The sequence below is a fragment of the Pseudorhodoferax sp. Leaf265 genome, assembly GCF_001422365.1.
In the GTDB taxonomy this organism is placed as follows: Bacteria; Pseudomonadota; Gammaproteobacteria; order Burkholderiales; family Burkholderiaceae_C; genus Pseudorhodoferax.
Map to the genome: position 1 here is coordinate 100,003 of NZ_LMMT01000037.1, position 25,292 is coordinate 125,294.

General features: G+C 71.0%; 24 protein-coding genes. 11 read left to right on the top strand and 13 right to left on the bottom strand.

Translation table 11 applies throughout. The features are described from left to right. Positions 1-194: 194 nt before the first annotated feature. The 6 genes from dusA (at position 195) to ASF45_RS25980 (ending at position 6,417) form a co-directional block, all read left to right on the top strand. On the top strand, positions 195-1,199 hold the full coding sequence (gene dusA / locus ASF45_RS25955) for a tRNA dihydrouridine(20/20a) synthase DusA (protein ID WP_056670302.1): 1,005 nt from the start codon (positions 195-197) through the stop codon (positions 1,197-1,199). A 41-nt stretch (positions 1,200-1,240) separates the two neighbouring features. Further along, positions 1,241-2,179 carry a 2-hydroxyacid dehydrogenase gene (locus ASF45_RS25960; RefSeq protein WP_056670305.1) on the top strand — a complete coding sequence of 313 codons (939 nt, stop codon included), beginning with the start codon at positions 1,241-1,243 and terminating at the stop codon, positions 2,177-2,179. Positions 2,180-2,222: 43 nt separating this feature from the next. Continuing rightward, on the top strand, positions 2,223-3,971 hold the full coding sequence (locus ASF45_RS25965; RefSeq protein ID WP_056670308.1) for a dipeptidase: 1,749 nt from the start codon (positions 2,223-2,225) through the stop codon (positions 3,969-3,971). Positions 3,972-4,062: 91 nt separating this feature from the next. After that, the gene (locus ASF45_RS25970; protein WP_056670311.1) at positions 4,063-5,229 is read left to right on the top strand and encodes a thiolase domain-containing protein; all 1,167 of its coding nucleotides are present in this window, start codon (positions 4,063-4,065) and stop codon (positions 5,227-5,229) included. A 2-nt stretch (positions 5,230-5,231) separates the two neighbouring features. Further along, entirely contained in the window at positions 5,232-5,633 is a 402-nt protein-coding gene (locus ASF45_RS25975) for a Zn-ribbon domain-containing OB-fold protein (RefSeq protein WP_056670314.1), read from the top strand. A gap of 7 nt (positions 5,634-5,640) precedes the next feature. Then, positions 5,641-6,417, top strand: a complete 777-nt coding sequence (locus tag ASF45_RS25980) for an enoyl-CoA hydratase (protein WP_056670317.1) — start codon at positions 5,641-5,643, stop codon at positions 6,415-6,417. Between the two features lie 2 nt (positions 6,418-6,419). Here the strand turns inward: ASF45_RS25980 and ASF45_RS25985 are convergent, their stop codons facing one another. Beyond that, positions 6,420-9,476: an FAD-binding and (Fe-S)-binding domain-containing protein gene (locus ASF45_RS25985; RefSeq protein WP_056670321.1), complete on the bottom strand. Its 3,057-nt coding sequence runs from the start codon at positions 9,474-9,476 to the stop codon at positions 6,420-6,422. A gap of 9 nt (positions 9,477-9,485) precedes the next feature. Continuing rightward, positions 9,486-10,184, bottom strand: a complete 699-nt coding sequence (locus ASF45_RS25990) for a GntR family transcriptional regulator (protein WP_056670323.1) — start codon at positions 10,182-10,184, stop codon at positions 9,486-9,488. 125 nt (positions 10,185-10,309) lie between these two features. Between ASF45_RS25990 and ASF45_RS25995 the strand changes: the two genes are divergently transcribed. Beyond that, the gene (locus tag ASF45_RS25995; protein WP_056670326.1) at positions 10,310-11,551 is read left to right on the top strand and encodes an alanine--glyoxylate aminotransferase family protein; all 1,242 of its coding nucleotides are present in this window, start codon (positions 10,310-10,312) and stop codon (positions 11,549-11,551) included. Between the two features lie 36 nt (positions 11,552-11,587). Then, entirely contained in the window at positions 11,588-12,565 is a 978-nt protein-coding gene (locus tag ASF45_RS26000; RefSeq protein ID WP_056670329.1) for a tripartite tricarboxylate transporter substrate binding protein, read from the top strand. Here the strand turns inward: ASF45_RS26000 and ASF45_RS26005 are convergent. From ASF45_RS26005 to ASF45_RS26015, 3 genes are read right to left on the bottom strand one after another with little or no spacing between them, the layout of a single operon-like run. After that, on the bottom strand, positions 12,549-13,481 hold the full coding sequence (locus tag ASF45_RS26005) for an ornithine cyclodeaminase family protein (protein WP_056670332.1): 933 nt from the start codon (positions 13,479-13,481) through the stop codon (positions 12,549-12,551). The genes ASF45_RS26000 and ASF45_RS26005 overlap by 17 nt on opposite strands. Continuing rightward, positions 13,478-15,073, bottom strand: a complete 1,596-nt coding sequence (locus ASF45_RS26010; RefSeq protein WP_056670335.1) for an MFS transporter — start codon at positions 15,071-15,073, stop codon at positions 13,478-13,480. Before ASF45_RS26010 ends, ASF45_RS26005 begins: the two co-directional genes overlap by 4 nt. A 53-nt stretch (positions 15,074-15,126) precedes the next feature. After that, a complete protein-coding gene (locus ASF45_RS26015) occupies positions 15,127-15,549 on the bottom strand; it encodes a hypothetical protein (protein WP_056670337.1) in 423 nt (140 codons plus the stop codon). Between the two features lie 133 nt (positions 15,550-15,682). Between ASF45_RS26015 and ASF45_RS26020 the strand changes: the two genes are divergently transcribed. Then, entirely contained in the window at positions 15,683-16,507 is an 825-nt protein-coding gene (locus tag ASF45_RS26020; RefSeq protein ID WP_056670911.1) for a helix-turn-helix domain-containing protein, read from the top strand. On the opposite strand, the gene ASF45_RS26025 is transcribed toward ASF45_RS26020, so the two are convergent. The 8 genes from ASF45_RS26025 to ASF45_RS26060 all read right to left on the bottom strand — a co-directional run bounded on the left by ASF45_RS26025 (position 16,508) and on the right by ASF45_RS26060 (position 23,721). After that, on the bottom strand, positions 16,508-16,945 hold the full coding sequence (locus ASF45_RS26025) for a type II toxin-antitoxin system VapC family toxin (RefSeq protein WP_162244059.1): 438 nt from the start codon (positions 16,943-16,945) through the stop codon (positions 16,508-16,510). Next, positions 16,942-17,262 (bottom strand): Arc family DNA-binding protein, encoded by a 321-nt coding sequence (locus ASF45_RS26030; protein WP_200932213.1) that lies wholly within the window; start codon positions 17,260-17,262, stop codon positions 16,942-16,944. Before ASF45_RS26030 ends, ASF45_RS26025 begins: the two co-directional genes overlap by 4 nt. A 43-nt stretch (positions 17,263-17,305) precedes the next feature. Then, a complete protein-coding gene (locus ASF45_RS26035; protein WP_056670346.1) occupies positions 17,306-18,724 on the bottom strand; it encodes an efflux transporter outer membrane subunit in 1,419 nt (472 codons plus the stop codon). Between the two features lie 2 nt (positions 18,725-18,726). Further along, on the bottom strand, positions 18,727-19,629 hold the full coding sequence (locus ASF45_RS26040) for an HlyD family secretion protein (RefSeq protein WP_056670349.1): 903 nt from the start codon (positions 19,627-19,629) through the stop codon (positions 18,727-18,729). Continuing rightward, entirely contained in the window at positions 19,626-19,844 is a 219-nt protein-coding gene (locus ASF45_RS26045; protein ID WP_056670352.1) for a DUF1656 domain-containing protein, read from the bottom strand. The genes ASF45_RS26040 and ASF45_RS26045 overlap by 4 nt, the downstream gene beginning before the upstream one ends. Further along, positions 19,841-21,889 carry an FUSC family protein gene (locus tag ASF45_RS26050; protein WP_056670914.1) on the bottom strand — a complete coding sequence of 683 codons (2,049 nt, stop codon included), beginning with the start codon at positions 21,887-21,889 and terminating at the stop codon, positions 19,841-19,843. The genes ASF45_RS26045 and ASF45_RS26050 overlap by 4 nt, the downstream gene beginning before the upstream one ends. Beyond that, positions 21,886-22,368: a MarR family winged helix-turn-helix transcriptional regulator gene (locus tag ASF45_RS26055; protein ID WP_369802177.1), complete on the bottom strand. Its 483-nt coding sequence runs from the start codon at positions 22,366-22,368 to the stop codon at positions 21,886-21,888. Before ASF45_RS26055 ends, ASF45_RS26050 begins: the two co-directional genes overlap by 4 nt. A gap of 285 nt (positions 22,369-22,653) precedes the next feature. Continuing rightward, on the bottom strand, positions 22,654-23,721 hold the full coding sequence (locus ASF45_RS26060; RefSeq protein ID WP_056670359.1) for a type II asparaginase: 1,068 nt from the start codon (positions 23,719-23,721) through the stop codon (positions 22,654-22,656). A 197-nt stretch (positions 23,722-23,918) separates the two neighbouring features. Here ASF45_RS26060 and ASF45_RS26065 point away from each other — a divergent pair, with 197 nt between their 5' ends. Together ASF45_RS26065 and ASF45_RS26070 are read left to right on the top strand one after the other, a co-directional pair. Beyond that, the gene (locus tag ASF45_RS26065) at positions 23,919-24,839 is read left to right on the top strand and encodes a heme-dependent oxidative N-demethylase subunit alpha family protein (RefSeq protein ID WP_162244060.1); all 921 of its coding nucleotides are present in this window, start codon (positions 23,919-23,921) and stop codon (positions 24,837-24,839) included. Positions 24,840-24,908: 69 nt separating this feature from the next. Further along, a complete protein-coding gene (locus ASF45_RS26070) occupies positions 24,909-25,232 on the top strand; it encodes a hypothetical protein (protein WP_056670366.1) in 324 nt (107 codons plus the stop codon). Positions 25,233-25,292 lie beyond the last annotated feature (60 nt).

Genomic DNA, 25,292 nt, shown 5'->3' on the forward strand with positions numbered 1-25,292 from the left:
CTTCGGCCGGGTTTTTCGTTGTCGGCGCTCTGCAAATGACGAAGAGCAGGCGGAAGAGGCACGGTGTTCACCTGGCGTCGCGCGCTGCCTGGGCGCTTGCTCGGCAATGGCAATTCTTGCGACAACCACTTGAGGGCTGATCTGCAGGGAAAATGGCGACCGCATTTTCTGTGTTCCCCTGCCTCCGAATTCCGATGGTTGAGAAAAATCAAGCGCTCCACATCAGCGTCGCCCCGATGCTCGACTGGACCGACCGGCATTGCCGCTATTTCCACCGCCTGCTCTCGCAACGCGCACGCCTGTACACCGAGATGGTGACGACCGGCGCGCTGCTGCATGGCGACGTGGCGCGGCACCTGCGGCTGGACGAGGCCGAGCACCCCGTCGCGCTGCAACTCGGGGGCAGCGAGCCGGACGACCTCGCGCATTGCGCCAGGCTGGGCGAGCAGTGGGGCTACGACGAGATCAACCTCAATTGCGGCTGCCCGTCCGAGCGCGTGCAGCGCGGCGCCTTCGGGGCCTGCCTGATGGCCGAGCCGCAACTCGTGGCCGACGGCGTGAAGGCCATGGTGGATGCGGTCGGCATCCCCGTGACCGTCAAGCACCGCATCGGCATCGACCGCGGCGAGGACTACGGCTTCGTGCGCGACTTCGTCGGCACCGTCGCCCAGGCCGGCTGCAGCACCTTCATCGTGCACGCGCGCAATGCCTGGCTCAAGGGTCTGTCGCCCAAGGAGAACCGCGACATCCCGCCGCTGCGCTACGAGCTTGTGCATCGGCTCAAGCGCGACTTTCCGCAGCTCTCCATCGTCATCAACGGCGGCCTCAAGACCACGGCGCAGGTGGGCGAGCAACTGGAACTGCTCGACGGCGCCATGCTGGGCCGCGAGGCCTACCACAACCCCTGGTGGCTGGCCGAGTGGGACAGCGCGTTCTTCGGCATGCCCGCCGATCCCGTGCGCACGCGCGAATCGGTGGAGGAGGCGATGCTGCGCTACATGGAGCACGAGGCGCGCACGCACGGCACCCACTGGCACGCCATCGCGCGCCACATGATGGGCCTGCGCCACGGCCTGCCCGGCGCGCGGCGCTGGCGCCAGGTCTGGAGCGACCACCGCATGAAGGCGCTGCCGCCGGCCGAGGTCGCGGCGATCGCGCATGCTCCCGTATCCTCGGCCGAGCCGGCGCACGCCGCCTGAGCCGCACCCACCCTCTGTTCAACCGACCGGACTTCTGTTCCATGACCCGACCACGCATCCTCCAGATCGGCAAGCTCTTTCCCGCCACCGAGCAGGCCCTGGCCGCCCAGTACGACGTCCACCTGCTGGCCAGCGAGGCCGATCCCAAGGCCTTTCTTGCGCGCGAGGGTGGCAACTTCGTGGGCGTGGCCACCAGCGCCGGCGTCGGCATCGATGGCGCCACCATCGCGGCGCTGCCGAACCTGAAGGTCATCTCCAGCTTCGGCGTGGGCTTCGACAAGGTCGACGTCGCCGCCGCCCGCGCGCGCAACATCCCCGTGGGCTACACGCCCGACGTGCTCAACGACTGCGTGGCCGACACCGCCTTCGGCCTGGTCATCGACGCGGGCCGCCGCTTCACCGACTCCGACCGCTACCTGCGCCGCGGCGACTGGCTCAAGGCCCCGTACCCGCTGGCCACGCGCATCAGCGGCAAGAAGCTGGGCATCGTCGGCCTGGGCCGCATCGGCCGCGTGATCGCGCGCCGCGCAAGCGGCTTCGACATGGAAGTGCGCTACCACAACCGCCGGCCGGTCGAGGGCGTCGAGGGCTACGAGGCCACGCTCGAAGGCCTGGCGCGCTGGGCCGATTTCCTGGTCGTGGCCGCGGCCGGCGGTGCCGGGTCGCGCCACCTGATCTCGCGCGAGATCCTGGCCGCGCTGGGTCCCCAGGGCTTTCTCATCAACATCGCGCGCGGCACGGTGGTGGATGAAGAGGCGCTGATCGAGGCGCTGGAGAACAAGACCATCGCCGGTGCCGGCCTGGACGTGTACGAGGACGAGCCGCGCGTGCCCGCCCGCCTGATCGCCTGCGAGAGCGCGGTGCTGCTGCCGCACCTGGCCAGCGGCACGCGCGAGACGCGCCAGGCCATGGGCGACCTGGTGCTGGAGAACCTGCGCAGCTTCTTCGCCACGGGGCAGGTGAGCGTCGCCGTTCCGTGAGCCGCTGGGGCTAAGCTTGGGGGCTTGACCCGAGGAGCCTCCCATGTCCCCCATCCCTTTCCGCCTGGCCGGCGTCGCCGCCGTGCTGGCCTTGGCCGGCTGCGCCACCACCACCGGCCAGGCACCCGCCGGTCCGCTCAAGAAGCCCGAACTCGAGCAGATCGCCGCGCAGCAGCAGGGCCGCGTGCCTGTGTCGTTCGCGGCCTTCCTGGCGCAGGTGGCGCAAGACCGGCCGGCGCTCGCGCCGCTGGCCCAGCGCTACCAGCGGCGTGAGGCGCTGACGCCTGACGAGACGCTGCAGGCCGCGCGCCTGCTGGGCCTGCACAACCGGCTGCTGAACCAGGCCGCCGTGATCGACACCACCGCGCGCATGGTGGCGCTGCCCACGTTCCGTGGCAGCGTGCCGCCGCACGAGGACCCGCAGATCATCGCCTTCGGCCGGCTGCTGGGTCGCATGGCGGCCGACTTCGGCCTGCAGTACCGCAACGTGGACAACCGCGTCTTCGAGGTCAAGCTGCCCGGCAGCGGCAGCGAGGAGTTCGGCATCCTCACGCACGCCGACGTGGTGCCCGTGGTGGCCAGCGAGTGGGTGCTGGAAGACGGCGCCCGGCTCGACCCGTTCAAGCTCACGCGCGTGGGCGGCCTGCTGTATGGCCGCGGCAGCATCGACGACAAGGGCTCCATCGCCACCGTGCTGTACGCCATGAAGGCCGTGAAGGACAGCGGCCTGCCGCTGGCCCGCACCATCCGCCTGATGGTCGACACCACCGAGGAAACCGGCGGCGAGGCGATCCGCTACTACCAGCAGGGCACGCAGCTGCCCCAGTACAACATCGTGCTCGACAGCCGCTACCCGGCGGTGGTGGCCGAGAAGGGCACGGGCGCGCTGCGCGCCAGTTTCGCCGTGGCGCCGGCACGGCCGGCGGCGCCGGGCACGGCCACGATCACGGCGCTGGCCGGCGCCGCATCGGCCAACGCGATCCCGCAGACCGCCACGGCGCGGCTGCAGGCGGCCGATCCGGCGGCCCTGGCCAGCACGCTGCAGGCTGCCGCCACCGCCTTCGTGCAGCAGTACACGCCGCAGGGCGGCAAGTTCGCCATCGAGGTGGCGCCGCGCGCCGACGGCGTGGACCTCAAGGTCACCGGCGCTTCGGCCCACGGCTCGCGGCCCGAGGAGGGTGTGAACCCGCTGCCGCGCCTGGCGCTGTTCCTGCAGACCGCCGGCGTGCCGCTGGCCGACAACGGCTACGCCCAGGCCACGCGCTACATCGCCGACCTGTTCGGCCTGGACTACCTGGGCAACAAGATGGGCTTGGCCTATGCCGACAGCTTCATGGGCCCGCTGACAGCCTCGCCCACGCTGGTGCGCGAGAACGCGGGCAAGGTCGAGGTCACGGCCAATGTGCGCATGCCGCGCGGCAATACGCCCGAGGCGCTCAGCGCGGCCACGCAGGCCAAGGTGCGCGCCTGGGGCGCGGCCAACGGCATCGCGGTCGAGGTGGCGCACACCCAGGGCAACTGGATGGCACGCGACCCCAAGGGGGCATGGCTGTCCACGCTGCTCAACATCTTCGGCGACACCACCGGCCTGCCGGCCGCACCCGTGTCCACGGCCGGCAGCACCACGGCCAAGCAGATGCCCAACGCGATCAACTTCGGCCCGGCCATGCCGGGCAAGAAGTACACGGCCCACAACGCCAACGAGTACAAGGAAATCGCCGATCTGGACGCCGACATGCAGATGTTCACCGAGATGCTGCTGCGCATCGGCAACCTGCCGCAGATGCAGTAGCGGGACTTGTCCCGACGGCGACGGCCGCGCCGTGCGGCCGCTGCGAAGATCCTGCGCTGCAACCAAGCCAGACCCCGGGAGAAGACCACCCATGAGCATCCAACGCAAGGCCTGCATCGTCGGCGCCTACGAACACCCCACGCGCAAGGCGCCCGACAAGACCGTGGCCCAGCTGCACGCCGAAGTGGCGCGCGGCGCGCTGCTCGACGCGGGCCTCACGCTCGGTGACGTGGACGGCTACTTCTGCGCCGGCGACGCGCCCGGCCTGGGCGCGCTGAACATCGCCGACCACATCGGCCTGCACCCGCGCCATGTGGACTCGACCGACATGGGCGGCTCGTCCTACCTGGCCCACGTGGGCCATGCCGCGCAGGCGATTGCCGCCGGCAAGTGCAACGTGGCGCTGATCACATTGGCCGGCCGCCCGCGTTCGGAAGCCTCCAGCGGCACGCAGCCGCGCAACTGGGGCCCGAACCTGCCGGACCAGCCCTTCGAGGCGCCGTTCGGCCCGGTCACGGTCAACATGTACGCCATGGTGGCCATGCGCCACATGCACGACTGGGGCACCACGGCCGAGCAACTGGCCTGGATCAAGGTGGCCATGTCCCACCACGCCCAGCACAACCCGCACGCCATGCTGCGCGATGTGGTCACGGTCGAGGACGTCATCAACTCGCCCATGATCTCCGACCCGCTGCACAAGCTCGATTGCTGCGTGGTCAGCGACGGCGGTGGCGCGCTGGTCGTCACCCGGCCCGAGATCGCGCGCAGCCTCAAGCGCCCCATCGTCAACGTGCTCGGCGCCGGCGAGGCGCTCAAGGGGCAGGAGGGCGGCAACATCGACCTGTCGTACTCGGGTGCGGTCTGGTCTGGCCCACGAGCGTTCGAGGAGGCTGGCGTGAAGCCCGCCGACATCCAGTACGCGTCGATCTATGACAGCTTCACGATCACCGTGCTCATGCAACTGGAAGACCTGGGCTTTTGCAAGCGCGGCGAGGGCGGCCGTTTCGTGGCCGACGGCAACCTGATCGCAGGCACCGGCAAGCTGCCCGTCAACACCGATGGCGGCGGCCTGTGCAACAACCACCCGGCCAACCGCGGCGGCATCACCAAGGTCATCGAGGCCGTGCGCCAGCTGCGCGGCGAGGCCCATCCCGCGGTACAGGTGAAGAACTGCGGCCTCGCACTCGCGCAGGGCACGGGCGGCCTGCTCGGCTCGCGCCACGGCAGTGCCACGCTCATCATGGAAAGGGCCTGAACATGACCACGCTCGCTCAAGACCGCGCCTGGCCCGCGCCCGTGGTCTACCCCGACAACGCCGAGTTCTGGGCCGGCACCGCCGCCGGCCAGCTGCTGGTGCGCCACTGCGAGGACTGCGGCAAGCCCCACTGGTACCCGCGCACGCAGTGCCCGTTCTGCATGTCCGACCGCACCGCCTTCAAGCGCTCGGCCGGCAAGGGCGCGATCTACAGCTTCACCGTGTGCCGCCGCGTCGGCCCGGTGCCCTTCGCCATGGCCTATGTGCGGCTGGACGAAGGCGTGACGATGATGACCAACATCGTCGACTGCGACCTCGATGCGCTGGCCATCGGCCAGCGCGTGCAGCTGGTGTTCAAAGCCGCCGAGGGCGGCGCCATGCTGCCGATGTTCACGCCGGCCTGAGCGCCGCATGGACGACCTGCCGCACGCCGATCTGGCGCTGGACGACAGCGGCGTCGCCACGCTGCAGATCGCCAACGGCACGGCACTGAACATCCTCGGCAGCCCGACCATCGTGGCGCTCACGCAGGCTCTGCGCCGCCTGGCGCGCGACGCCCGCGTGCGCGCGCTGGTGCTGCGTGGCAGCGGCGACAAGGCCTTCGTGGGCGGGGCCGACATCCACGAACTGGCCCGGCTCGACCAGGACACGGCCGTGGTCTTCATCACGCGGCTGCACGACCTGTGCGAGGCCGTGCGCGACTTCCCGGTGCCGACCATCGCACGCATGGCAGGCTGGTGCATGGGCGCCGGCATGGAACTGGCCGCGGCCTGCGACATCCGCATCGGGACCACGGCCAGCCAGTTCTCCATGCCCGAAGTGCGCATCGGCATTCCGTCCGTGATCCACGCCAACCTGCTGGCGCGCCTGGTCGGCGAAGGCCGCACGCGCTGGCTGCTGCTGACCGGCGCGGCCATCGACGGCGCCCAGGCCGAGCGCTGGGGCTATCTCAACGACTGCGTGGTGCCCGGGGCGCTGGATGAGGCCATCGCCGCCACGCTGCGCGAGATCCTCGCCAACGGCCCGGACAGCGTGCGCGCGCAGAAGGTGCTGCTGCGCGCCTGGGAAGCGCCGCACCTGGAGCGCGGGCTCAAGGAGAGCATCGCGGTGTTCGGCCAGTCCTACGCGGGCAGCGAACCGGCTGCCTACATGCAGCACTTCTTCGAACGCAAGCGCAAGAAGGACTGACGTCAGGCCGCGCGCGGCGCGCGCAGCCGGTCCAGCAGCACCGCCACGTGCACGGCCTCGCGCTGCGCGCCGTCGGCGATCTGGTGCCGGCAACTCGTGCCGTCGGCCACGACGATGGCCTCGGGCCGACGGCGCACCGCAGGCAGGAGGTCGGCCTCGGCCATCTGCATGGACACGGCGTAGTGCGCGGCCTCGTAGCCGAAGCTGCCAGCCATGCCGCAGCAGCTGCTCTCGATGAGTTCGGGCTTGGCGCCCGGGATCAGCTTCAGCACATCCAGGATGGGGGTGACGGCGCCGAAGGCCTTCTGGTGGCAGTGGCCGTGCAGCAGGATGGGCTGGCCGGCGGGCTGCAGGGCGAGGGCGAAGCGGCCGGCCTTGACCTCGCGCGCGACGAACTCCTCGAACAGCAGGGCCTGCTGCCCGACGCTGACGGCGTTCTCGCCCAGGCCCATGACCAGCGCCTCGTCGCGCAGCGTCAGCAGGCAGGACGGCTCCAGGCCAACGATGGCGATGCCGGCCTGGGCGAATGGCAGCAATGCGTCGATCAGCGCGGAGGCCTTCGCACGGGCCTCGTCCACCATGCCGCTGGCCAGGTAGGTGCGGCCGCAGCAGTGGTGGCCGCCGGCCTTCTCGACCGTGTGCAGCACGTAGCCTGCGGCACGCAACACGCGCGCGGCGGCCAGTGCGTTCTCGGTCTCGAAGTTGCCGTTGAAGGTGTCGACGAACAGCACCGCCGCCTTCTGGCCGGCCTGGGCCGCGGAGAGCGTGGCCTCGCGGCTGGCGAACAGACGTTCGTCGCGCGCGCGCCAGAAGGTGTCGCTGCGCCAGGCCGGCAGCGAGCGCTTGGCCGACAGGCCCAGCGCCTTCTCGCCCAGCCAGGCCGCACCCGGTACGCGGTTGCGCAGGTTCATGAGCCAGGGCATCTTGCTGGCCATGTGCGCATAGTCGGGCAGGCGGGCAATCAGCTTGTCCTTGAGCGTGTGGCCGTGCGTCTTCTTGTAGTGGGCCAGGAACTCGATCTTCATCTTCGCCATGTCCACGCCGGTCGGGCAGTCGCGCTTGCAACCCTTGCAGCCCACGCACAGGTCCATCGTGGCGTGCAACTCCTCGCCGGTCAGCGCATCGGGGCCCAGCTGGCCCGAGAGCGCCAGGCGCAGCGTGTTGGCGCGCCCGCGCGTGAGATGCTGCTCGTCGCGGGTCACGCGGTAGCTCGGGCACATGGTGCCGGCGTCGAATTTCCTGCAGTGGCCGTTGTTGTTGCACATCTCCACGGCCTTGGCGAAGCCGCCCGTGCTGTCGCCGCCCGTGCCGGGCGGGGTCGTCACCTCGGTCACCGGATCGGCCTGCACATTCCAGGCCGACCAGTCGAGCACGGGCTTCAGTTCGATGCGCTTGTAGGGCCGCGGTGACGCGGGCGGCGCAAAGCGCAGCAGCGCGGCGTCGTCCATCTTGGGCGGGTCGATGATCTTGCCGGGGTTCAGCAGGTTGAGCGGATCCAGGTGCTGCTTGATGCTGCGGAACGCGGCGTTGATGGCCGGGCCGAACTGCCATTCGATCCATTCGCCACGGCACAGGCCGTCGCCGTGCTCGCCGCTGAAGGCGCCCTTGTACTTGCGCACGAGCGCCGAGGCTTCTTCGGCGATCGCGCGCATCTTGGCGCCGCCGTCGGTGCGCATGTCCAGGATGGGCCGCACGTGCAATGTGCCGACCGAGGCGTGCGCATACCAGGTGCCGCGGCTGCCGTACCTGGCGAACACCTCGGTCAGCGCGTCGGTGTATTCGGCCAGGTGCTCGAGCGGCACGGCGCAGTCCTCGATGAAGCTCACGGGTTTGCCGTCGCCCTTGAGGCTCATCATGATGTTGAGGCCGGCCTTGCGCACCTCCCACAGGTACTTCTGTGCCGCGTCGTCGGGCATCTGCACCACGCTGCCTGGCAGGCCCAGGTCGCCCATGAGCTCGGCCAGCTGGCGCAGCTGCGGCAGCAGCGCAGCCTTGTCGCTGCCTGCGAACTCCACCAGCAGGATGGCCGCGGGCCTGCCGATCAGCGCGGTCTCCACCGTGGGGCGGAAGGCCGGGTTGGCCAGGGCCAGCTCGATCATCGTGCGGTCGACCAGCTCCACCGCCGTGGGGCCGAGCTTGACGATGTGCTGGGCCGCGTCCATCGCGGCGTGGAAGGTCGGGAAGTTGACGATGCCCAGCACCTTGGCGCGTGGCAGTTCGGCCAGCTTCAGCGTGAGGCTGCGCGTGACGGCCAGCGTGCCCTCGGAGCCGATCAGCAGGTGCGCCAGGTTCACGCTGCCGTCGCTGGTGTAGGGCTTCTCGCTCTGGTTGTAGAAGATGTCGAGGTTGTAGCCGGCCACGCGGCGCATGACCTTGGGCCAGCGCGCGGCGATCTCGGCGCTGTGCTGCGCCGCGAGCTTGCGCACATGGTCGGCAATCGCCGCCGCGCGGCCGCCGACGCCGGCGACCGGCCCGAAGTTCACGAGTTCGCCGTCCGACAGCCAGGCCTGCGCGCCCAGCACGTTGTGCACCATGTTGCCGTAGGCGATCGAGCGCGAGCCGCAGGAGTTGTTGCCGGCCATGCCGCCCAGCGTGGCCTGGGCGCTGGTCGACACGTCCACCGGGTACCACAGGCCATGCGGCCTGAGCTGCGCGTTGAGGTGGTCCAGCACCAGGCCGGGCTCCACCGTGGCGGTACGGGCCTGCACGTCCACCTCGAGCACGCGGCGCAGGTGCTTGCTGTTGTCGATGACCAGCGCCGCGCCCGTGGTCTGGCCGCACTGGCTGGTGCCACCGCCGCGCGCGAGCACGGGCACCTTCAGGTCGCGCGCGATGTCGATGGCCAGGGCCACATCGCGTTCGGTCTTCGGCACCAGCACGCCGGCCGGCATGATCTGGTAGATCGACGCATCGGTGGCGTAGCGCCCGCGTGAGCCCGCGTCGAACAGCACCTCGCCCTCGGTCTCCGCACGCAGCCGGCGCGCCAGCGCCTCGCAAATTTCGTTGGGTGGCAGCACGGTGCCGGCCGGGAGCAGGGCGCTTGCGGGTTCGATCTGCATGGGGTGTTCCTAGTTCTTTCGGGCGGCGGCGGCGATCGGGTAGATCTCGCCTGCGCGCAGCAGCGCGAGCACCGTGTCGCGCTTGCGCAGCACGTGGGCCACGAGCACATCGCGCAGCGCAGCCGCATCGCGCGCCTGCAGTGTCGCGACCATCTGCTCGTGCTCCTGCACGGCGTGCTGCCACTTGGCTTCGTCCTGGTTGGTGCGAAAGCGCAGTGACTGCACGCGCGCGTTGATCGCGCGGTAGGTGCTGGTCAGCACCGGGTTGCGCGCGGCGGCGTTGATGGCGGTGTGGATCAGCGCGTTGAGCCGGTAGTAGCCCGACAGGTCGCGCCGCGCATGGCAGGCCAGCATCTCGTAGTGCAGCGCGCGCAGTTCGGCCAGTTCGGCGTCCGTGATGCGCTGCGCCGCGAGCTCACCCGACTGGCCCTCCAGCATGGCCAGCACCTCGAAGGTGTTGAGCACGTCGGCTTCGGTGAGCTTGACGGCCACGGCGCCGCGGTTGGGCAGCAGATCCACGAGGCCCTCGGCGGCCAGCAGCTTGATGGCCTCGCGCAGCGGCGTGCGCGAGACACGCAGCTGCTCGCACAGTTCTCGCTCGTTGAGCTTGGCGCCGGGCGCGATGCGGCCCTCCACCAGCATGGTGCGCAGCCGCGCGGCCACCTGGTCGTGCAGCGCGAGACGGGAGATTTCGATGATGTCGGCCATGGCTTCCTCGGACGAATGGATTTTGCATTCAAATTCTTTGGCCAGCTCTGCGATAGATCTAGGGTTATCCATGGCTCAGTATTGTTTTTTGAATGCAAAAATTCCGAAGGCAACAAGGACCCGACATGCTTCAGCTCGACATCCATCCCACCGGCCGCCATTTCCTGCAGATCCCCGGCCCCAGCCCGGTGCCCGACCGCATCCTGCGCGCGATGAGCCTGCCCACCATCGACCACCGCGGGCCCGAGTTCGCCGGCCTGGGGCGCAAGGTGCTGGCGGGCATCCAGCAGATCTTCAAGACGGAGCATCCGGTGGTGATCTACCCGGCCTCGGGCACTGGCGCCTGGGAGGCCGCGCTGCTCAACACCCTGAGCCCCGGCGACCACGTGCTGATGTACGAGACCGGCCACTTCGCCAGCCTGTGGAACAAGATGGCCACCAAGCTCGGCGTCGTGACCGAGTTCCTGGCCTGGGAGGGGCGCGACGAACACCTGCCGAACGCCGGCAGCTGGCGCCGCGGCGTGCAGGCCGAGCTCATCGAGGCACGCTTGCGCAAGGACACCGAGAAAAAGATCAAGGCCGTGTGCGTGGTGCACAACGAGACCTCGACCGGCGTGACTTCCGACATCGCCTCGGTGCGCAAGGCCATCGACGCTGCGGGCCACCCGGCCCTGCTGATGGTCGACAGCATCTCGGGCCTGGCCAGCGCCGACTTCCGCCATGACGAGTGGGGCGTGGACGTGACCGTCAGCGGCTCGCAGAAGGGCCTCATGCTGCCGCCCGGCATCAGCTTCAACGCCTTGTCGCCGCGCGCGCTCGAGGCGTCGAAGTCGGCCAAGCTGCCGCGCGCCTTCTTCGACTGGGCCGAGATCGTCGAGATGAACAAGACCGGCTACTGGCCCTACACGCCCAGCACCAACCTGCTGTATGGCCTCTCGGAGGCGCTGGACATGGTGCTGGGCGAGGGCCTGGAGAACGTGTTCGCCAGGCACCAGCGCTGGGCGGCCGGCGTGCGCGCGGGCGTCAACGCCTGGGGCCTGCCGATCCAGTGCGCCGACCCGGCCGTCTACTCGCCCGTGCTGACCGGCGTGATCACGCCCGAGGGCGTGGATGCCGACGCGCTGCGCAAGCTGATCCACGAGCGCTTCGACCTCTCGCTGGGCACCGGCCTCGGAAAGCTCAAGGGCCGCATGTTCCGCATGGGCCACCTGGGCGACAGCAACGACCTCACGCTGGTGGCCATGGTGGCGGGCGTCGAGATGGGCCTGAAGCTGGCCGGCGTCAAGCTGGCGGGCAGCGGCGTGCAGGCCACCATGGACCACTTCGGCGGCCATCCGGCCCCCACGCCGCTGAAGAACGCCGTTTAAGCGTCCGCGACACGACCACCCCAACGGAGACACACGATGCAAAGACGTTCCCTGATCCAGGCCGTGGGCGCCGCGGCGGCCACGCTCGGCGCCCCCTCCCTGTTCGCGCAGGACTGGCCCTCTGGCCCGGTGCGCATCGTGGTGGGCTTCCCGCCCGGCGGCGGCACCGACGCGCTGGCGCGCGTGGTGGCGCAGAAGCTCACGGCCATGTGGGGCCAGTCGGTCATCGTGGAGAACAAGCCCGGCGTGGCCGGCGTGCTGGCGGCCGAGTACGTGTCGCAGCAGCCCAGCGACGGCAGCACGCTGCTCATGGCGCACATCAACAGCCATGCGCTGGCGCCCAGCCTGCAGCCCAAGCTGCGCTACGACGTGCAGCGCGACTTCGTGCCCATCGTGATGGTGGGCGTGACACCCAATCTGCTGATCGCCGGCCCGGGCCAGAAGGCCACGGCGCTCAAGGACATCGTGGCGCTGTGCAAGGCCGAGCCCGGCAAGGTCAGCTTCGGCTCGGCCGGCGCCGGTTCGGCCCAGCACCTGGCGCTGGAGATGTTCAAGCTGCAGGGCGGACTGGACGCCATGCACGTGCCCTACAAGGGCAGCGGCCCGCTGCTCGCCGACCTCATGGGCAACCAGATCCAGTACAGCTTCGAGACCATGACGGCGGCCACGCCGCATGTGAAGAGCGGCAAGGTCGTGGCCGTGGCGCAGACGCGCACGCGCCGTGCCAAGGGCCACCCCGGCGTGCCGACCATGCAGGAGCAGGGCTTCGAGGGCTTCGAGGCCACCACCTGGTACGGCCTGGTGGGGCCCGGCAAGCTGCCGACGCCGATCGCCGACAAGGTCAACCGCGACGTCAACACGGTGCTGGCCATGCCCGACGTGCAGGAGCGGCTGGACACCTACGGGGCGGAAGACGGCGGCGGCTCGCGCGAGAAGTTCACGCAGTTCATCGCCAGCGAGACCGCGAAGTGGGGCAAGGTGGTGCGCGACGGCAAGGTCAAGGTCGACGCGTAGCCTCGGCCTCGAAGACGGCGACTGCCGCCGCGAGATCTTCGAGCGCCGTGCCCACGGCCTTGAACACCGTGCGCTCGCTCTCGGCGCGGCGGCCCTGGGCGGCGCCCGTCACGAGATCGGCCAATGTGCCGCGCACGTCGTCGGCGCGGAACACGCCGCGCGCGAGCGGCCCCAGCAGGTCGCCGCTCTTTTGCAGTGCCTCGGGCGTGTCGACCCAGACGCCGGCACCGGCGAAGCAGGCATCGTCGGCCTCGACCATCTGGGGCGAGAAGCTGCCGATCAGGTCCAGGTGGCTGCCCGGTGCGAGCCAGGCGCCTTGCACCACGGGCGAGGTGGCCAGCGTGGCGCAGCTCACGATGTCGGCGCCCGCGCAGGCGGTGGCCAGGTCGTGCGCGGCGAGTGCGTCGAAGCCGTCCTCGCGCAGGCTGGCCGCCAGGGCCGTGGCCTGCGGCGCCGAGCGGGCCCAGACCGTCACGCGGCGGATCGGCCGCACGGCTGAGAAGGCCGCGGGCAGCAGCCGCGCGAGCCGGCCCGCGCCGACCACGAGCAGGTGCTGCGCGTCCTCGCGCGCGAGGTAGGAGGCGGCCAGCGCCGAGGCCGCCACCGTGCGGCGCGCCGTGATGGCATCGCCGTCGAGCAGCGCCAGCGGCACGCCCGTGGCCGCGTCGTGCAGCAGGTAGCTCGCGTGCAGGCCCGGCAGGCCCAGCGCGGCATTGCCGGGGGCGATGTTGATGACTTTCACGCCATAGTGGCGCGCGGTCCAGGCCGGCATGATCAGCGAGGTGAAACGTTCGTCGACTGCGTGGGTGTGGCGCAGCGGCACCTGGCAGGGCGTGGCGAAGGCCTGGCGCAGCGTGGGAATCAGGTGGGTGAAGGGCAGGGCGGCATGCACCGCGGCCGCGTCGATGAACCTCATGCTTCGGCCAGGTAGTGCTTCATCTCCACCGCCTCGCCAGGCAGCACGAATGCGCGCACCTGCGCTTCGAGTTCGTGGTCGGCCTGCGTGTGGCGCGCGCGCTGGTGCAGGTAGTCGGCCCAGGAACTCACGATGAAGCGCTCCACGTAGCGCGAGGGATCGGCCAGGTCGCGGTAGACGCGCCAGAAGGTCGCGCCGTCGCGCTTGCGGTGGGCGCGCAGCAGGCTGGTCGCTTCCAGGAAGGCGCTCGCGTCCTCGGGCCGGATGCGGTAGCCGATCTCGATGGCCACGGGGCCGGCCTCGGGCGCCGGCTCCTTGGACACGTAGAGCTCGTCCCAGGGCGTGGTCTGCGTCACGTCCTGCGCATCGCCCATGCGCAAGGGGAAGGGCTTGCCCAGCAGCAGGCCGGCGGCCATGGCCGCCGCGGCCGCCACCAGCGTGAAGGTCAGGCCCGTGATGTCGGCCATGGCGCCCCAGAAGGCCGAACCCAGCGCGAACGAGCCCAGCGCGCACAGCGTGTGCATGGCCACCGCGCGCGAGCGCACCCAGGGCGGCACGCTGGTCTGGGTGGCGGTGTTGAAGGTGGACATCACGGCCATCCAGGCCGCGCCGCCGGCCACCAGCGAGAGGTAGACCAGCGCCGGCCAGGGCGCGAAGGCCGCGATCAGGTTCACCAGGGCATAGACCACACAGCCGATGGCGACGAGTTTTTCCAGGCCCACGCGGTGGCGCAGCTGCCCCACGACCAGGCCGATCAGCACGGCGCCCGTGCCCAGGCAGCCCATCAGCATGCCGTAGCCGGTCGCGCCCAGGCCCAGCTTCTGCGCACCGATGGTGGGCAGCAGCGCCCACAGCGCAGACCCGGCACCGGCATAGGCCACGGTGCGCACCAGTTGGGCCAGCACGGTCTGCGAATGCCAGGCAAAGCGCAGCGCGGCCATCATGCCGCCCCACAGCCGTTCGGCCGGCAGGCGCGAGGGCGGGTGCGGCTTGGGCGGGTAGCGCCGGATCGCCAGCGCCATGACCACCACGGCGACCACGGCCAGCGCGAAATTCCAGGCGCCGCCCACCAGCGTGAACACCAGGCCGGCCAGGGCCGGGCCGACCGCGCGCGCCGCGTTGTAGGCAATGGACACGCAGGTGATGGCCTGGGGCAGGTCCGCGCGCGTGACCGAGTCGGCGATGGTGGAATTCCAGGCCGGCGACAGCAGCGCCGTGCAGCAGCCCGCCACGAAGATCATGAACAGCAAGGTGCCGGGCCCGCCGATGCCGGCCAGCAGCAGCACGGCCATCAGCGTGCCGGCAGCGGCCTGCACCACCAGCGCCGTCAGGATGAGCCGGCGCCGGTCCGTGATGTCGGCCATCACCCCGGCCGGCAAGGACAGCAGGAACATGGGCAGGAACACGGCCGTCTGCACCAGGGCCGCCAGGAAGGACGAGCCGGTCAGCTCGACCATCATCCAGGCGCCAGCCATGGTCTGCATGGCGTTGCCGATGAAGTAGATGCCGCCGCTGCTCCACAGGGCGCGGAACTGCGGGTAGCGCAACGTGGCCCAGATGGAGGGGTTGTGGGGCAGGGGCGTGGCGCTCATGGCGCGCAATTGTCCATATTTAAACCCCCTGCCCGCGGGGGATTGGCGCGATTTCAGGCCGAAGTGGCGAGGCCGGCGCGCGGCTGCCGCGTGGCGCGCAAGCCCATCCACTGGGCCTCGGCCAGCAGCACCACGGTCACGGCCTGGGCGACGACCCAGGCCGTGCCCAGCGCCGTGACTGGGAACAGGCCGCTGGCCAGCAGCGCGGTGCAGGCCGCGGCCCAGCCGAAGTTGCCGACGGCGACCAGGCCGATCAGGGTGCGCGGCGGCGTGGCGCGGCCGGCCATGGCCGCGGCCGCCGCGGCGTAGGCCAGCAGGAACAGGCCCGTGCCCAGCAGCAGGCCACCGGGCAGGCCGGTGAGCCGGGCCAGCGCGTCGGTGAAACCGATCTGCAGGGCGCCCGTGGCGGCGCACGAGGCTGTGTCGACCCACATCACGCGGGACAGGAAACGGGGCGAGGCGAAGAACGAGGACATGGCGTAACTCCTTTGGGTTGCACGCCCTGGGACCATCCCCTGGCGTTGGAACGCATGGTTCCGCAGGCGGTGCCGCGAAGCCATGACCTCGCAGGTCATGGGCACGCGCGGCCCTGGCGCCAGAATCGGCGCCATGCCCAGTCCATCCCATGCCCTGCGCCAGCCCGGCGCCCGCGATCCGTTCGGCCTGCACCTGCGCCACTGGCGCCAGCACCGGCGCATGAGCCAGCTGGACCTGGCCAACGAGGCCGAGATCTCCACGCGGCACCTGAGCTACGTGGAGACCGGCCGCGCCACGCCCAGCCGCGAGATGGTGCTGCGCCTGGCCGAGCGGCTGGAGGTGCCGCTGCGCGAGCGCAATGCCTTGCTGGTGGCGGCGGGCTTCGCGCCCATGTACCGCCAGCGCGGGCTGGACGATCCGGCCCTGGCGGCCGCGCGGCGTGCCGTGGACCTCGTGCTCAAGGGGCACGAACCCTATCCCGCGCTGGCGGTGGACCGGCACTGGCAGCTAATGGCGGCCAACGCCATCGTGCCTCTGCTGATGGCGGGCGCGGCGCCCGAGTTGCTGCAGCCGCCCGTCAACGTGCTGCGGCTCTCGCTGCACCCGCAAGGGCTGGCCAGCCGCATCGCCAACCTCGCGCAGTGGCGCGCCCACCTGCTGGAACGGCTGCAGCAACAGATCGCGGCCACGGGCGACGCCGTGCTGCAGGCGCTGCACGACGAGCTGGCAGCCTATCCGGTGGGCGACGCCGGCCATGCGGCCACGGCGGGAGGCGGGGAACTGTCCAGCGTGGTCGTGCCGTTCCAGCTGCGCACGGAGGCCGGCGTGCTGAGCTTCATCAGCACCACGACGATCTTCGGCACGCCCGTGGACGTGACCTTGCAGGAGCTGGCGGTGGAGTCGTTCTTTCCGGCCGATGCGGCGACGGCCCAGGCGCTCGCGGCGTTGAAAGCCTGATCAGTCCAGGCTGGCCAGATGGGTCTGGGCCGCTGCGCCCAGCTTCGCATCGAAGGTGGCCAAGGGGGCTTTGAGCTCTGCGGCCAGCCAGAGGTAGGCGGCGTCGTAAGCACTCAACTGGTAACGCACGGCCAGGTCCAGCACCGGCGCGGGTTGCACGTCGTGCAGCGTGAGCTGCAGCTGGGAGAAAGCACTCAGGCCGTCCTGGGCCACTTCTGTTTGGCCTTGCTTGTACTTCTTGAGCGCCACGCTGGCGATCTCCAAGTTCAGCAGGTGTGGCGCATGCAGGGTCCGGCCTTCCATGGCGACCTGCGCCTGCGCTTTCCACTCTTCCTGGAACACCCGGCCAGCGACGACGCTGCAGTCCACCACCAGCGGCGGCTGCACGAGGTAGTGGGCTGGCGGCTCCGCCACATAAGGCGGTGGTGGCGCGCTCACCGCGCGTCCCGCTCCGCCCGGATGATGTCCACGCCCCTGGATACCCCGGTAACCGGGTTCGGGTACTTGGCATCCAGTTCGGCCGCAATCTGAGCGACCGTCTTCCATCCCTGGACACGACCGCTTGTCGACACCGTGGCATGTGGCATGGCCACCGGCGTGGTGCCCATCACGGCGTTTTCAAGGATAGCCATCAGTTCGCCTTGCAGCGAGCGGTGGTTGCGCGCGGCACGCTGGCGTAGCGCCTCAGCCCAGACCTCGGGCACGTCCTTGACAGACAGATTTGGCATATTGGCTCCAAAATGGATCGGTTCCATTTTGGATCTTTGGACGGTGTGCGTCAAGCGAATGCAAGGGCCGCTACCACCCTCCGCCCAGCGCCAGGAATACGCCCACCTGGTCGTCCGCCAGCTGCGCGTCCGAGGCCGCGAGCGCCGCTTCGCTGGCCGCCATCACGCGTTCGGCGTCCAGCGCGTCGAGGTAGCCGGTCTTGCCGTTCTGGTAGAGCTGGCGCGCCTGCGCGGCCACGCTGGCGCTGTCGTCGCGCGCGGCCTGCAGGGCCGCATGGCGGTCGAGCTCGCGGGCGTAGACCACCAGCGCGGTCTCGGTCTCGCGCAGCGCCGTCAGCACAGTGCCATCGAAGCGGGCCAGGGCCGCGCGCGTGCCGGCCTCGGCCTGGGCGATGCGGGCCTGGGCCACGCCGGTGTTGGGCACGGTCCAGGAGATCAGCGGGCCCAGGCTCCAGCTGAAGGTGTCGCCGCGCGCGAAGCCCGATGCCGCGCCGACCGAGCCGGCCGACAGGCCCAGCGTGACCTTGGGGTACAGATCGCCGATGGCCACGCCGATGCGCGCCGTGGCCTCGGCCAAAGCGCGCTCGGCCTGGCGGATGTCGGGCCGGCGGCGCAGCAGCGCGGCGCCGTCGCCCACGGGGATCGCGCCCGCGACCTGCGGCGGCGTGGCGCAGCCGGCCACGTCGCGCGGAAAGTCCTGCGGCAAGGCGCCCGTCAGCGTGGCGAGCCGGTACAGCGCGCCCTGGCGCTCGGCCTGCAGCGGCGGCAAGGCCGCGTTCAGTTGCTGCAGCTGGGCGCGGGCGCGTGCGGCGTCGATGCTGCCGGCGCGGCCGGCCTGTTGCAGCCGCTCGGTCACGCCCAGGGCCTCGCGTTGCAGTTGCACCGACTTTTGCGCGGCCTGCAGCCGCAGCCCGCTGGTGCAGGCCTGCGCATAGGCGCGCGCCGTGGCGGCGGCCACGTTCACGCGCACGAGGTCCACGGCGGCCTGCGCGCCGGCCGTGCCGGCCTCGGCCGCCTCGATCGCGCGGCGGATCTGGCCGACCCAGTCGACCTGGTAGGACAGCGACGCATTGGCGCCGTAGTGCACGGCGTTGGGCGGCACCTGGTCCTTCTGCAGCAGCGACAGGCCCGAGACATGGCCGTACGAGGGGCCGCCGCTGAGGCCGATGCCGGGCCTGGTCGCGCCGCCGACCTCGGCCTCGACGGCCTGCATGCGCTCCAGGTTGGCCACGGCCTGGCGCAGGTCGGTGTTGTGCGTGAGCGCCTGGCCGACCAACCGGTCGACCACAGGGTCGTGCCACAGCCGCCACCAGTCCTGCGGCAGCGGTTCGGCCGAGAACGGCGCGGCCTGGGCGCCCGCGAAGGGCCCGGCGGCCGCCGGCTGGCTGGCCAGCGCCTCGGGCGGCTGGTGGTAGTCGGGGCCGACCGGCGCCGTGCTGCAGGCGGCCAGCGCCAAGGCGAGGGTGAGAGGGGCGAGGGCGCGGGCCATGCTCAGCTCCTGGGCGCGGCGGCGGCCTCGACCACCTGCACCGTCACGGTCTGTCCGGCCACCAGGTGGGTGCCTTCGGGCAGCGGGTCCAGGCGCACGCGCACGGGCACGCGCTGGGCCAGCCGCACCCAGTTGAAGGTGGGCGTCACGCTGGGCAGCAGGTTGGCGCTGGTCGAGCGGTCGCGGTCGGCGATGCCGGCGGCCAGGCTCTCCACCGTGCCGCCCAGCACGCCGCCGCTCATGGGCGTCACGCGCACGCGGTCGCCGATGTGGATGCGCGGCAGCTTGGTTTCCTCGAAGTAGCCCTCGACATACAGCGAGGCGGCATCGACCAGGGCCAACGCGGGCCGGCCGGCCGTGGCGTAGCTGCCCTGGCGCAGGTCCAGGTTGGTGATGAGGCCACCCACCGGCGCCCGCACCTCGGCGCGCGTGAGGTTGAGCTGCGCGGTGTCGCGCGTGACAGTGGCCTGCGCCACGCCGGCCTGGGCCTGCTCGACGCGCATGCGGGTCTGCTCGCGCACCTCCTGCGAGACCAGGTTGCCGAGCGCCTGGTTGCGGGCATCCTCCCGCCGGGCCTGCGACAGCGCGACCTGCTGCGCGCCGAGCGCGGCCTGGGCCTGGCGCAGCGCGAGCAGGAAGCGTGCACGGTCGACCTCGAACAGCAGCGTGCCGCCGGCCACGGCCTGGTTGTCGGCCACCGGCACGGCCGTGACCAGGCCGGAGACGTCGGGAGCGATCTGCACGATGTTGGCGCGCACGCGGCCATCGCGCGTCCAGGGCGCGACCTCGTAGTGGTCCCACAGCCGCAGGGCGGCCCAGACGGCGGCAGCCGTCACGAGCAGGGTCAGCAGTACGCGGGCGGTGCCCACGGTCCAGGGATGCTTGAAGAAGGGGGCGGTTTTCATGGTGAACCTGTTTGCAGAAGGTAGGCGGCCTGGCTGAGCCCGTAGAGCAGCAGCACGTACAGCGCCACGTCGAACAGCGCCGGATGCCAGATGTGGCGGTACAGGCCGGTGGCGGCCAAGAGGCGGCGCAGGCCCCACAGCACGCCCAGCGCGCCGAGTGCCAGCGGCATCAGCCAGGGCATGTACAGGCCGTAGAAACTCAGCTCGCCGATCATGGTGTGGCTCCTTGCGCGAGTGGCTCTGCGCGGGGGAAGAGGTTGCGCCGCAGGCCGACCAGCGCGGCCACGGCGGCGTGCCATTCGGGCGCTGGATGCGACGTGGGGTGCGGTGCGGCCAGCGTGGCCTGCAGCGTGTCGTCCAGCGCCGGCAGCAGGGCGGAGGGCACGGGCGCGGCCGGGCCGCGGCTGCGCGCGCCGAAGAACGCCGCGATGGCGCCCAGCAGCTGGGCCGTCGCCGCCGCGGGCAGATGGGCACGGGCCTGCTGCAGCGTGACGATGTCCTTGCCCACGCGCAGGTCGCGCAGCGCGTCGTTGGTGGTGGCGTCCTTGCGGCCGTCGGCGGTGGTGATGCGCAGCGCCAGGAGGCCGATGCGGTCGAGCACGCGCACCGTGTAGCCATCGTCTTGCGGTGCGCGCGGGGCGGCGGCCATCTCGCCGAGCTCGCGCCAGATCGCGCGCTGGATGCGGCGCGCGCTCCAGTCGGTGCCGACCGAGCGCATCAGGCCCGTGACGCGGGCCGCGGCCACGGCGCCCAGCGTCTGGGCCAGCGTGGCGTTCAGGAAGCCTACGATGTCGGCGTTGCCGGTGTCGTGCATGGCCAGCGTGCCGCCCAGTCCGCCCATCAGCATGGCCATGGCGGCCAGGAAGGTGGCCGGGCGCGCCATGTAGCACCCCAGCACCAGGAAGGCCGGCGCGCAGATCAGCACCAGCATGCCGAAGTCCTGCACCAGTGGCATCAGCACCAGCACATACAGCGCCGACAGCGGAATGGACCACAGCGTGTACTTGAGGAAAGCGTTGATCGCGGGCGCCGGGTCGTCCATGGTCGCGAAGAAGCAGCAGAGCACCGCGGCCATCATGGTGGCCACCGAGCCCGAAGGCCAGCCGGTCAGGATCCAGAACGCGCTGCAGAGGCAGACCACCAGCACTGCGGCCGCGCCCGACCACAGCGCCATGCCCACGTCGCGGTGCAGCACGCGGTGGCCCAGCGCCTGGTGGCGTGCCGGTGCGGCGCCCTGGAGGCCGGCGTCGATCTCCTGGCGCAGCGCGGTGCAGGCGGCCCAGCCGTCCACCAGCTCGCCCAGGCGGCAGGCCAGCGCGATGCGCAGGGCGCGCTGCCAGTCGCTCGCCGGGGTGTCCGCCAGGGCGTCGATGGCCGGGCGCAGCAGCGCGGCCGGGGCCGCGTGGGGCGCCTGCAGCCAGGTGCCGATGCGCGCCAGCAGCGCCGTCACGTCCGCGGGCAGCGCACCCGCGTCCTGCTCCAGCGCCTGCAGCCGGTCTTCCACGGCCGACAGCAGCGGCGTGAGCGCGGCCACGCGGTCCTGCATCGCGCCGATGGCTCCGGCGGTCCAGCGGAAGTGGGTGGTGTCGAACGGCACGTGGGTCGACAGCAGGCGCAGCTGCGTGATGTCGGCCGCGAGCCGGCGGCGGTCCAGGTCCAGCGCCTGGCCACTGCTTTGGCCGTCCTGGCGCAGCAGGTCGCCTAGCCAGCGCCGCGCGTCGTGCAGCGTGTTGTCCAACAGGCCCAGCACGCTGGGCGCCAGGCTCTGCGGCAGCACGATGCTGTGCACCAACGTGGCGCAGACGATGCCGATCCAGATCTCCTCCACGCGCAGCGTGGCCGTGTCGAACAGGGTCTGTGGGGTCTCCACCGAGGGAAAGCCGATCAGCGCGGCCGTGTAGCCGGCCAGCATGAAGACATAGGAGGCCGGCGAGCGGTCCAGCAACGAGAAGAACAGACAGGTGCCGACCCACAGCGCCAGCGCCAGCGTCAGCAGCTCGGGCGCGGAGGACAGCGCGGGCACCAGCAGCAGCGTGGCGGTGCAGCCCAGCAGCGTTCCGAGGAAGCGGTAGATGGCCTTGGAGCGCACCGCCCCGGCCAGCGGATTGGCCACCACGTAGGCCGTCAGCAGCGCCCAGAACGGGCGCGGCAGGCCGGCCCGGCTGGCGCAGTACATGGCCAGCATGGCCGCGACGAAGCTCTTCAGCGAGAACACGAATTCCCCGCGCGTGAAGCGCGGCAGCGCGGGCAGCAGCCTCATGGTGCAGGCCGAGGGGAGGCCGGTGCGCGGCTGGGCATCACGCAACCCAGGCGCTGCTCCAGCGTGGCGAACACGCGCAGGCAGGCGGCCAGGTCTTCGTCGGGCACGCCCTCGAACAGACTGGCCCGCAGGTCGTGCAAGGTGGCCTCGATCTGGGCGCGCGCCGTGGCGCCGGCCGGGGTCAGGTGCAGGGTCTTGGCGCGGCGGTCGGCCGGGTCTTCGCGGCGCTCCGCGAGGCCGGCGGCCACGAGCTGGTCGAGCGAGCGCACCAGCGAGGCGGCCTCGATGCCCAGCAGCTCGGCCAGCTGGACCTGGCGCACGCCGTCGCCCTGGCGGCCGATCATCACGAGCGGCCAGGCCATGGTGGCCGAGACGCCATGGTGGGCCACGGCCTTGTCGGCCGTGGACTTGTAGGCCCGCTGCAGCACCGACAGCAGCATGGTGGCCGCCATCAGCGCGGTCTCGCGCTCGGGCGGCAGACTCGGCGGGTGTTCGGACATTTCGTTAGCGCTCTATTAATTAGCTTGCTAACGATTATAGGGGTTTACCCTTTTTCTTGCAGGGCACCCCGTGGGCGGAGGTCGTGGCGGACCAACGTGTGGGGCCGTTCAGCGCCGATCGACCCGGCTGGCACGCCGCGGTTCTGGTGGCCGCGGAGCAGGCCATGCCAGTGCACCCGCGGGGCCGGCTCTGCCGGACCGCTGGGTGCGCCCCTTGAGGGGGATGGGCCGGCTACACGCAGTGAGCCGGCCAAACGGGGTGGTTCAATATTCCCAGAACACGCGCTGCAGGTCGGCTGCGCTCAGCGGCTTGGTGAGTGCGACCATGGCCAGGATGCGGGCCTTCTGCGGGTTCAGGTCGTGCGCGACCACCCAGTCGTACTTGTCGTCGGGCTGCTCGGCGTTGCGCAGCACGAAGCCACCAGTGTTCACGCGCGAGGAGCGGATCACCTGCACGCCGTCGGCACGCAGCTTCTGCAGCGCGGGCACCACGCGGTCGGCGACCGAGCCGTTGCCGGTGCCGGCGTGGATGATGGCCTTGGCGCCCTTGCCGATGGCCTCGACGGTGGAGGCCGGCACGTTGCCGTAGCCGTAGGCGATGTCGACCTGCGGCAGCGCCGTGATCTCGTCGATGTTGAACTCCGATTGCGTGGTGTGGCGCTTGACCGGTGCGCGGAACCAGTAGTTCTTGCCTTCCACGATCATGCCCAGCGGGCCCCACTGGCTCTTGAAGGCCTCGGTCTTGATGTTGATGGCCTTGGCCACGTCGCGCCCGCTCTGGATCTCGTCGTTCATGGTGACCAGCACGCCCTTGCCCTTGGCGTCCTTGCTGGCGGCCACGTTGACGGCATCGAACAGGTTCAGGGCGCCGTCGGCCGACAGCGCGGTGCCCGGGCGCATGGAGCCGACCACCACGATGGGCTTGTCGGTGCGCACCACGAGGTTCAGGAAGTAGGCGGTCTCCTCCAGCGTGTCGGTACCGTGCGTGACCACGATGCCGTCCACGTCGGACTGCTTGGCCAGGGCCGAGACGCGCTTGGCCAGCACCAGCAGGTTGTCGTTGGTGAAGCTTTCCGAGGCGATCTGGAAGGTCTGCTCGCCCTTGACGTTGGCGACCTTGGAGATCTCGGGCAGGCCGGCGATCAGCTTGTCCACGGGCACCTTGGCGGCGGCGTAGGTGGCGCTGTTGGCGGCCGAGGCGCCGGCACCGGCGATGGTGCCGCCGGTGGCGAGGATCACCACATTGGGCAGTTGCTGGGCCTGGGCGATGGCGCTGGCCGCGAGCAGGGCTGCGCCGGCCGCGAAGGCGCGGATGCGGGAGGGGAAGTGCATGAGGAAAACTCCTGGAATATTGGCTTTGTCGCCCGGCCCGGCGCCGCGCGCCGCCATGGTTTGGTGCATGGCGGCCGTGGGGCCGGCCAGGGCGCGGCGGAAGATACAGGAAGCGTGCCCGCCCCGGTCTGCGGTTACATGCTGTCTCCGCATGGGGTGATGCAGGGGGCTGGCCTGGCATGTGCCACCATGGCCGCATGCCCTTCGATTTCGAAGCCGCCGTGCAGGCACCGTTCCGCATGCAGCCGGGCCTGCGCCGGCTGGCGGCCGGTGCCGCGCAGCTGAGCCCGGTGCGGCCGGGCAGCGCGCACTGGCGCGCCAAGCTGGCCGTGCTGTCGGCACGCGCGCCGCAGGCCTTGTGCGCCGCACCGGGTTTCGATGTGGCACCGGCCCTGCAGGCCTTGTGCCGCCACGCCGCCGCGGAGCATCCTGCGGCCTGGACCTGGGACGGCGCGCGTGCCCAGGCGTCCGCGCTGGGCCTGGCCGTGGCCGGCGACGCGGTGCAGCCATTGGGCAGCGCGGCCGACCCCGAGACGCTGGCCTGCCTGCGGGCCCTGCCGCCCGGCTGGCGCCTCGCCGGCCTGCTGAGCCTGGCCTTCGCCGAGGACTTCGCCGTGCTGGACGCCGCCAGCACCGCCATCCCCTGGCTGGCCGTGGCCCTGCCGTCGCATTGGGCGCCCGAGCTGAAGGTCGGGCGCCCGTTCGCCGCCGTGCATGCGCCGGTGGCCGACAACGCGCTGCTGCTGCAGGCGGCGCAGGGCTTGGCCCGGCTCGTGAGCGGCGCGGACCATTGGGAGCGCTTCGTCTGGACCGTCTCCCCACACAGGGGCCTGGCTGCACATCCGGCGCACCTCCCTGCGGGTGGTTGGGAAGGCTTGGCGGTGGCCGACGCCTGGTGGCGCACCGAGCGGCAGACCTTCCTCCCGGTGCCCGGGGCGGCGCAGGCCGTCTTCACGATCCTGGTCGAGGTGCAGCCCCTGGCCCAGGCCATCGACAGCCCGGCCCGGGCGGCGCGCCTGCACGCGGCCATCGCCAGCATGGGCGCCGAGGTGCTGGCCTACCGCGGCCTGGCAGATGTGCAGGGCCGCCTGCTGGCGTGGCTGGCCGCGCGGTGCTGAGGGCTGCGGTGTGATGCGGCTGTCACATGCGGCCCGCACCATGGCTGTCTTTCAACCCAGGAGCCTTCGATGCAGCACGCCCCCAGCTTCGCCCAGATCCTCGCCGCCGCCGACCTGGCCGACGGATTCATCGCCGAGATCCTCGACGCCGATCCGGCCCTGCTGGTCGGCAAGGTGGCCGACCAGGACAACAAGGACATTGCCAAGGCCGCGCGCAAGCTGGCCGAGTTCCGCAAGCACCTGATCGACGCGCTGGCGCTGCAGCCACTGGGCGGCGTCGATGTGGACGATGACTACGCCTTCGAGGAGGGCGAGGAAGAAGACGAGGAGGACGACGAAGAAGTCCAGGACGCGCAACCGGCCCCGGCCAAAGCCCGCGGCAAGCGCGCCTGAACACGGCCGCCCCTGTCGCCAAGGCGGTCTCCATGGCAGTGATTAAGGGTTAACCCTCGG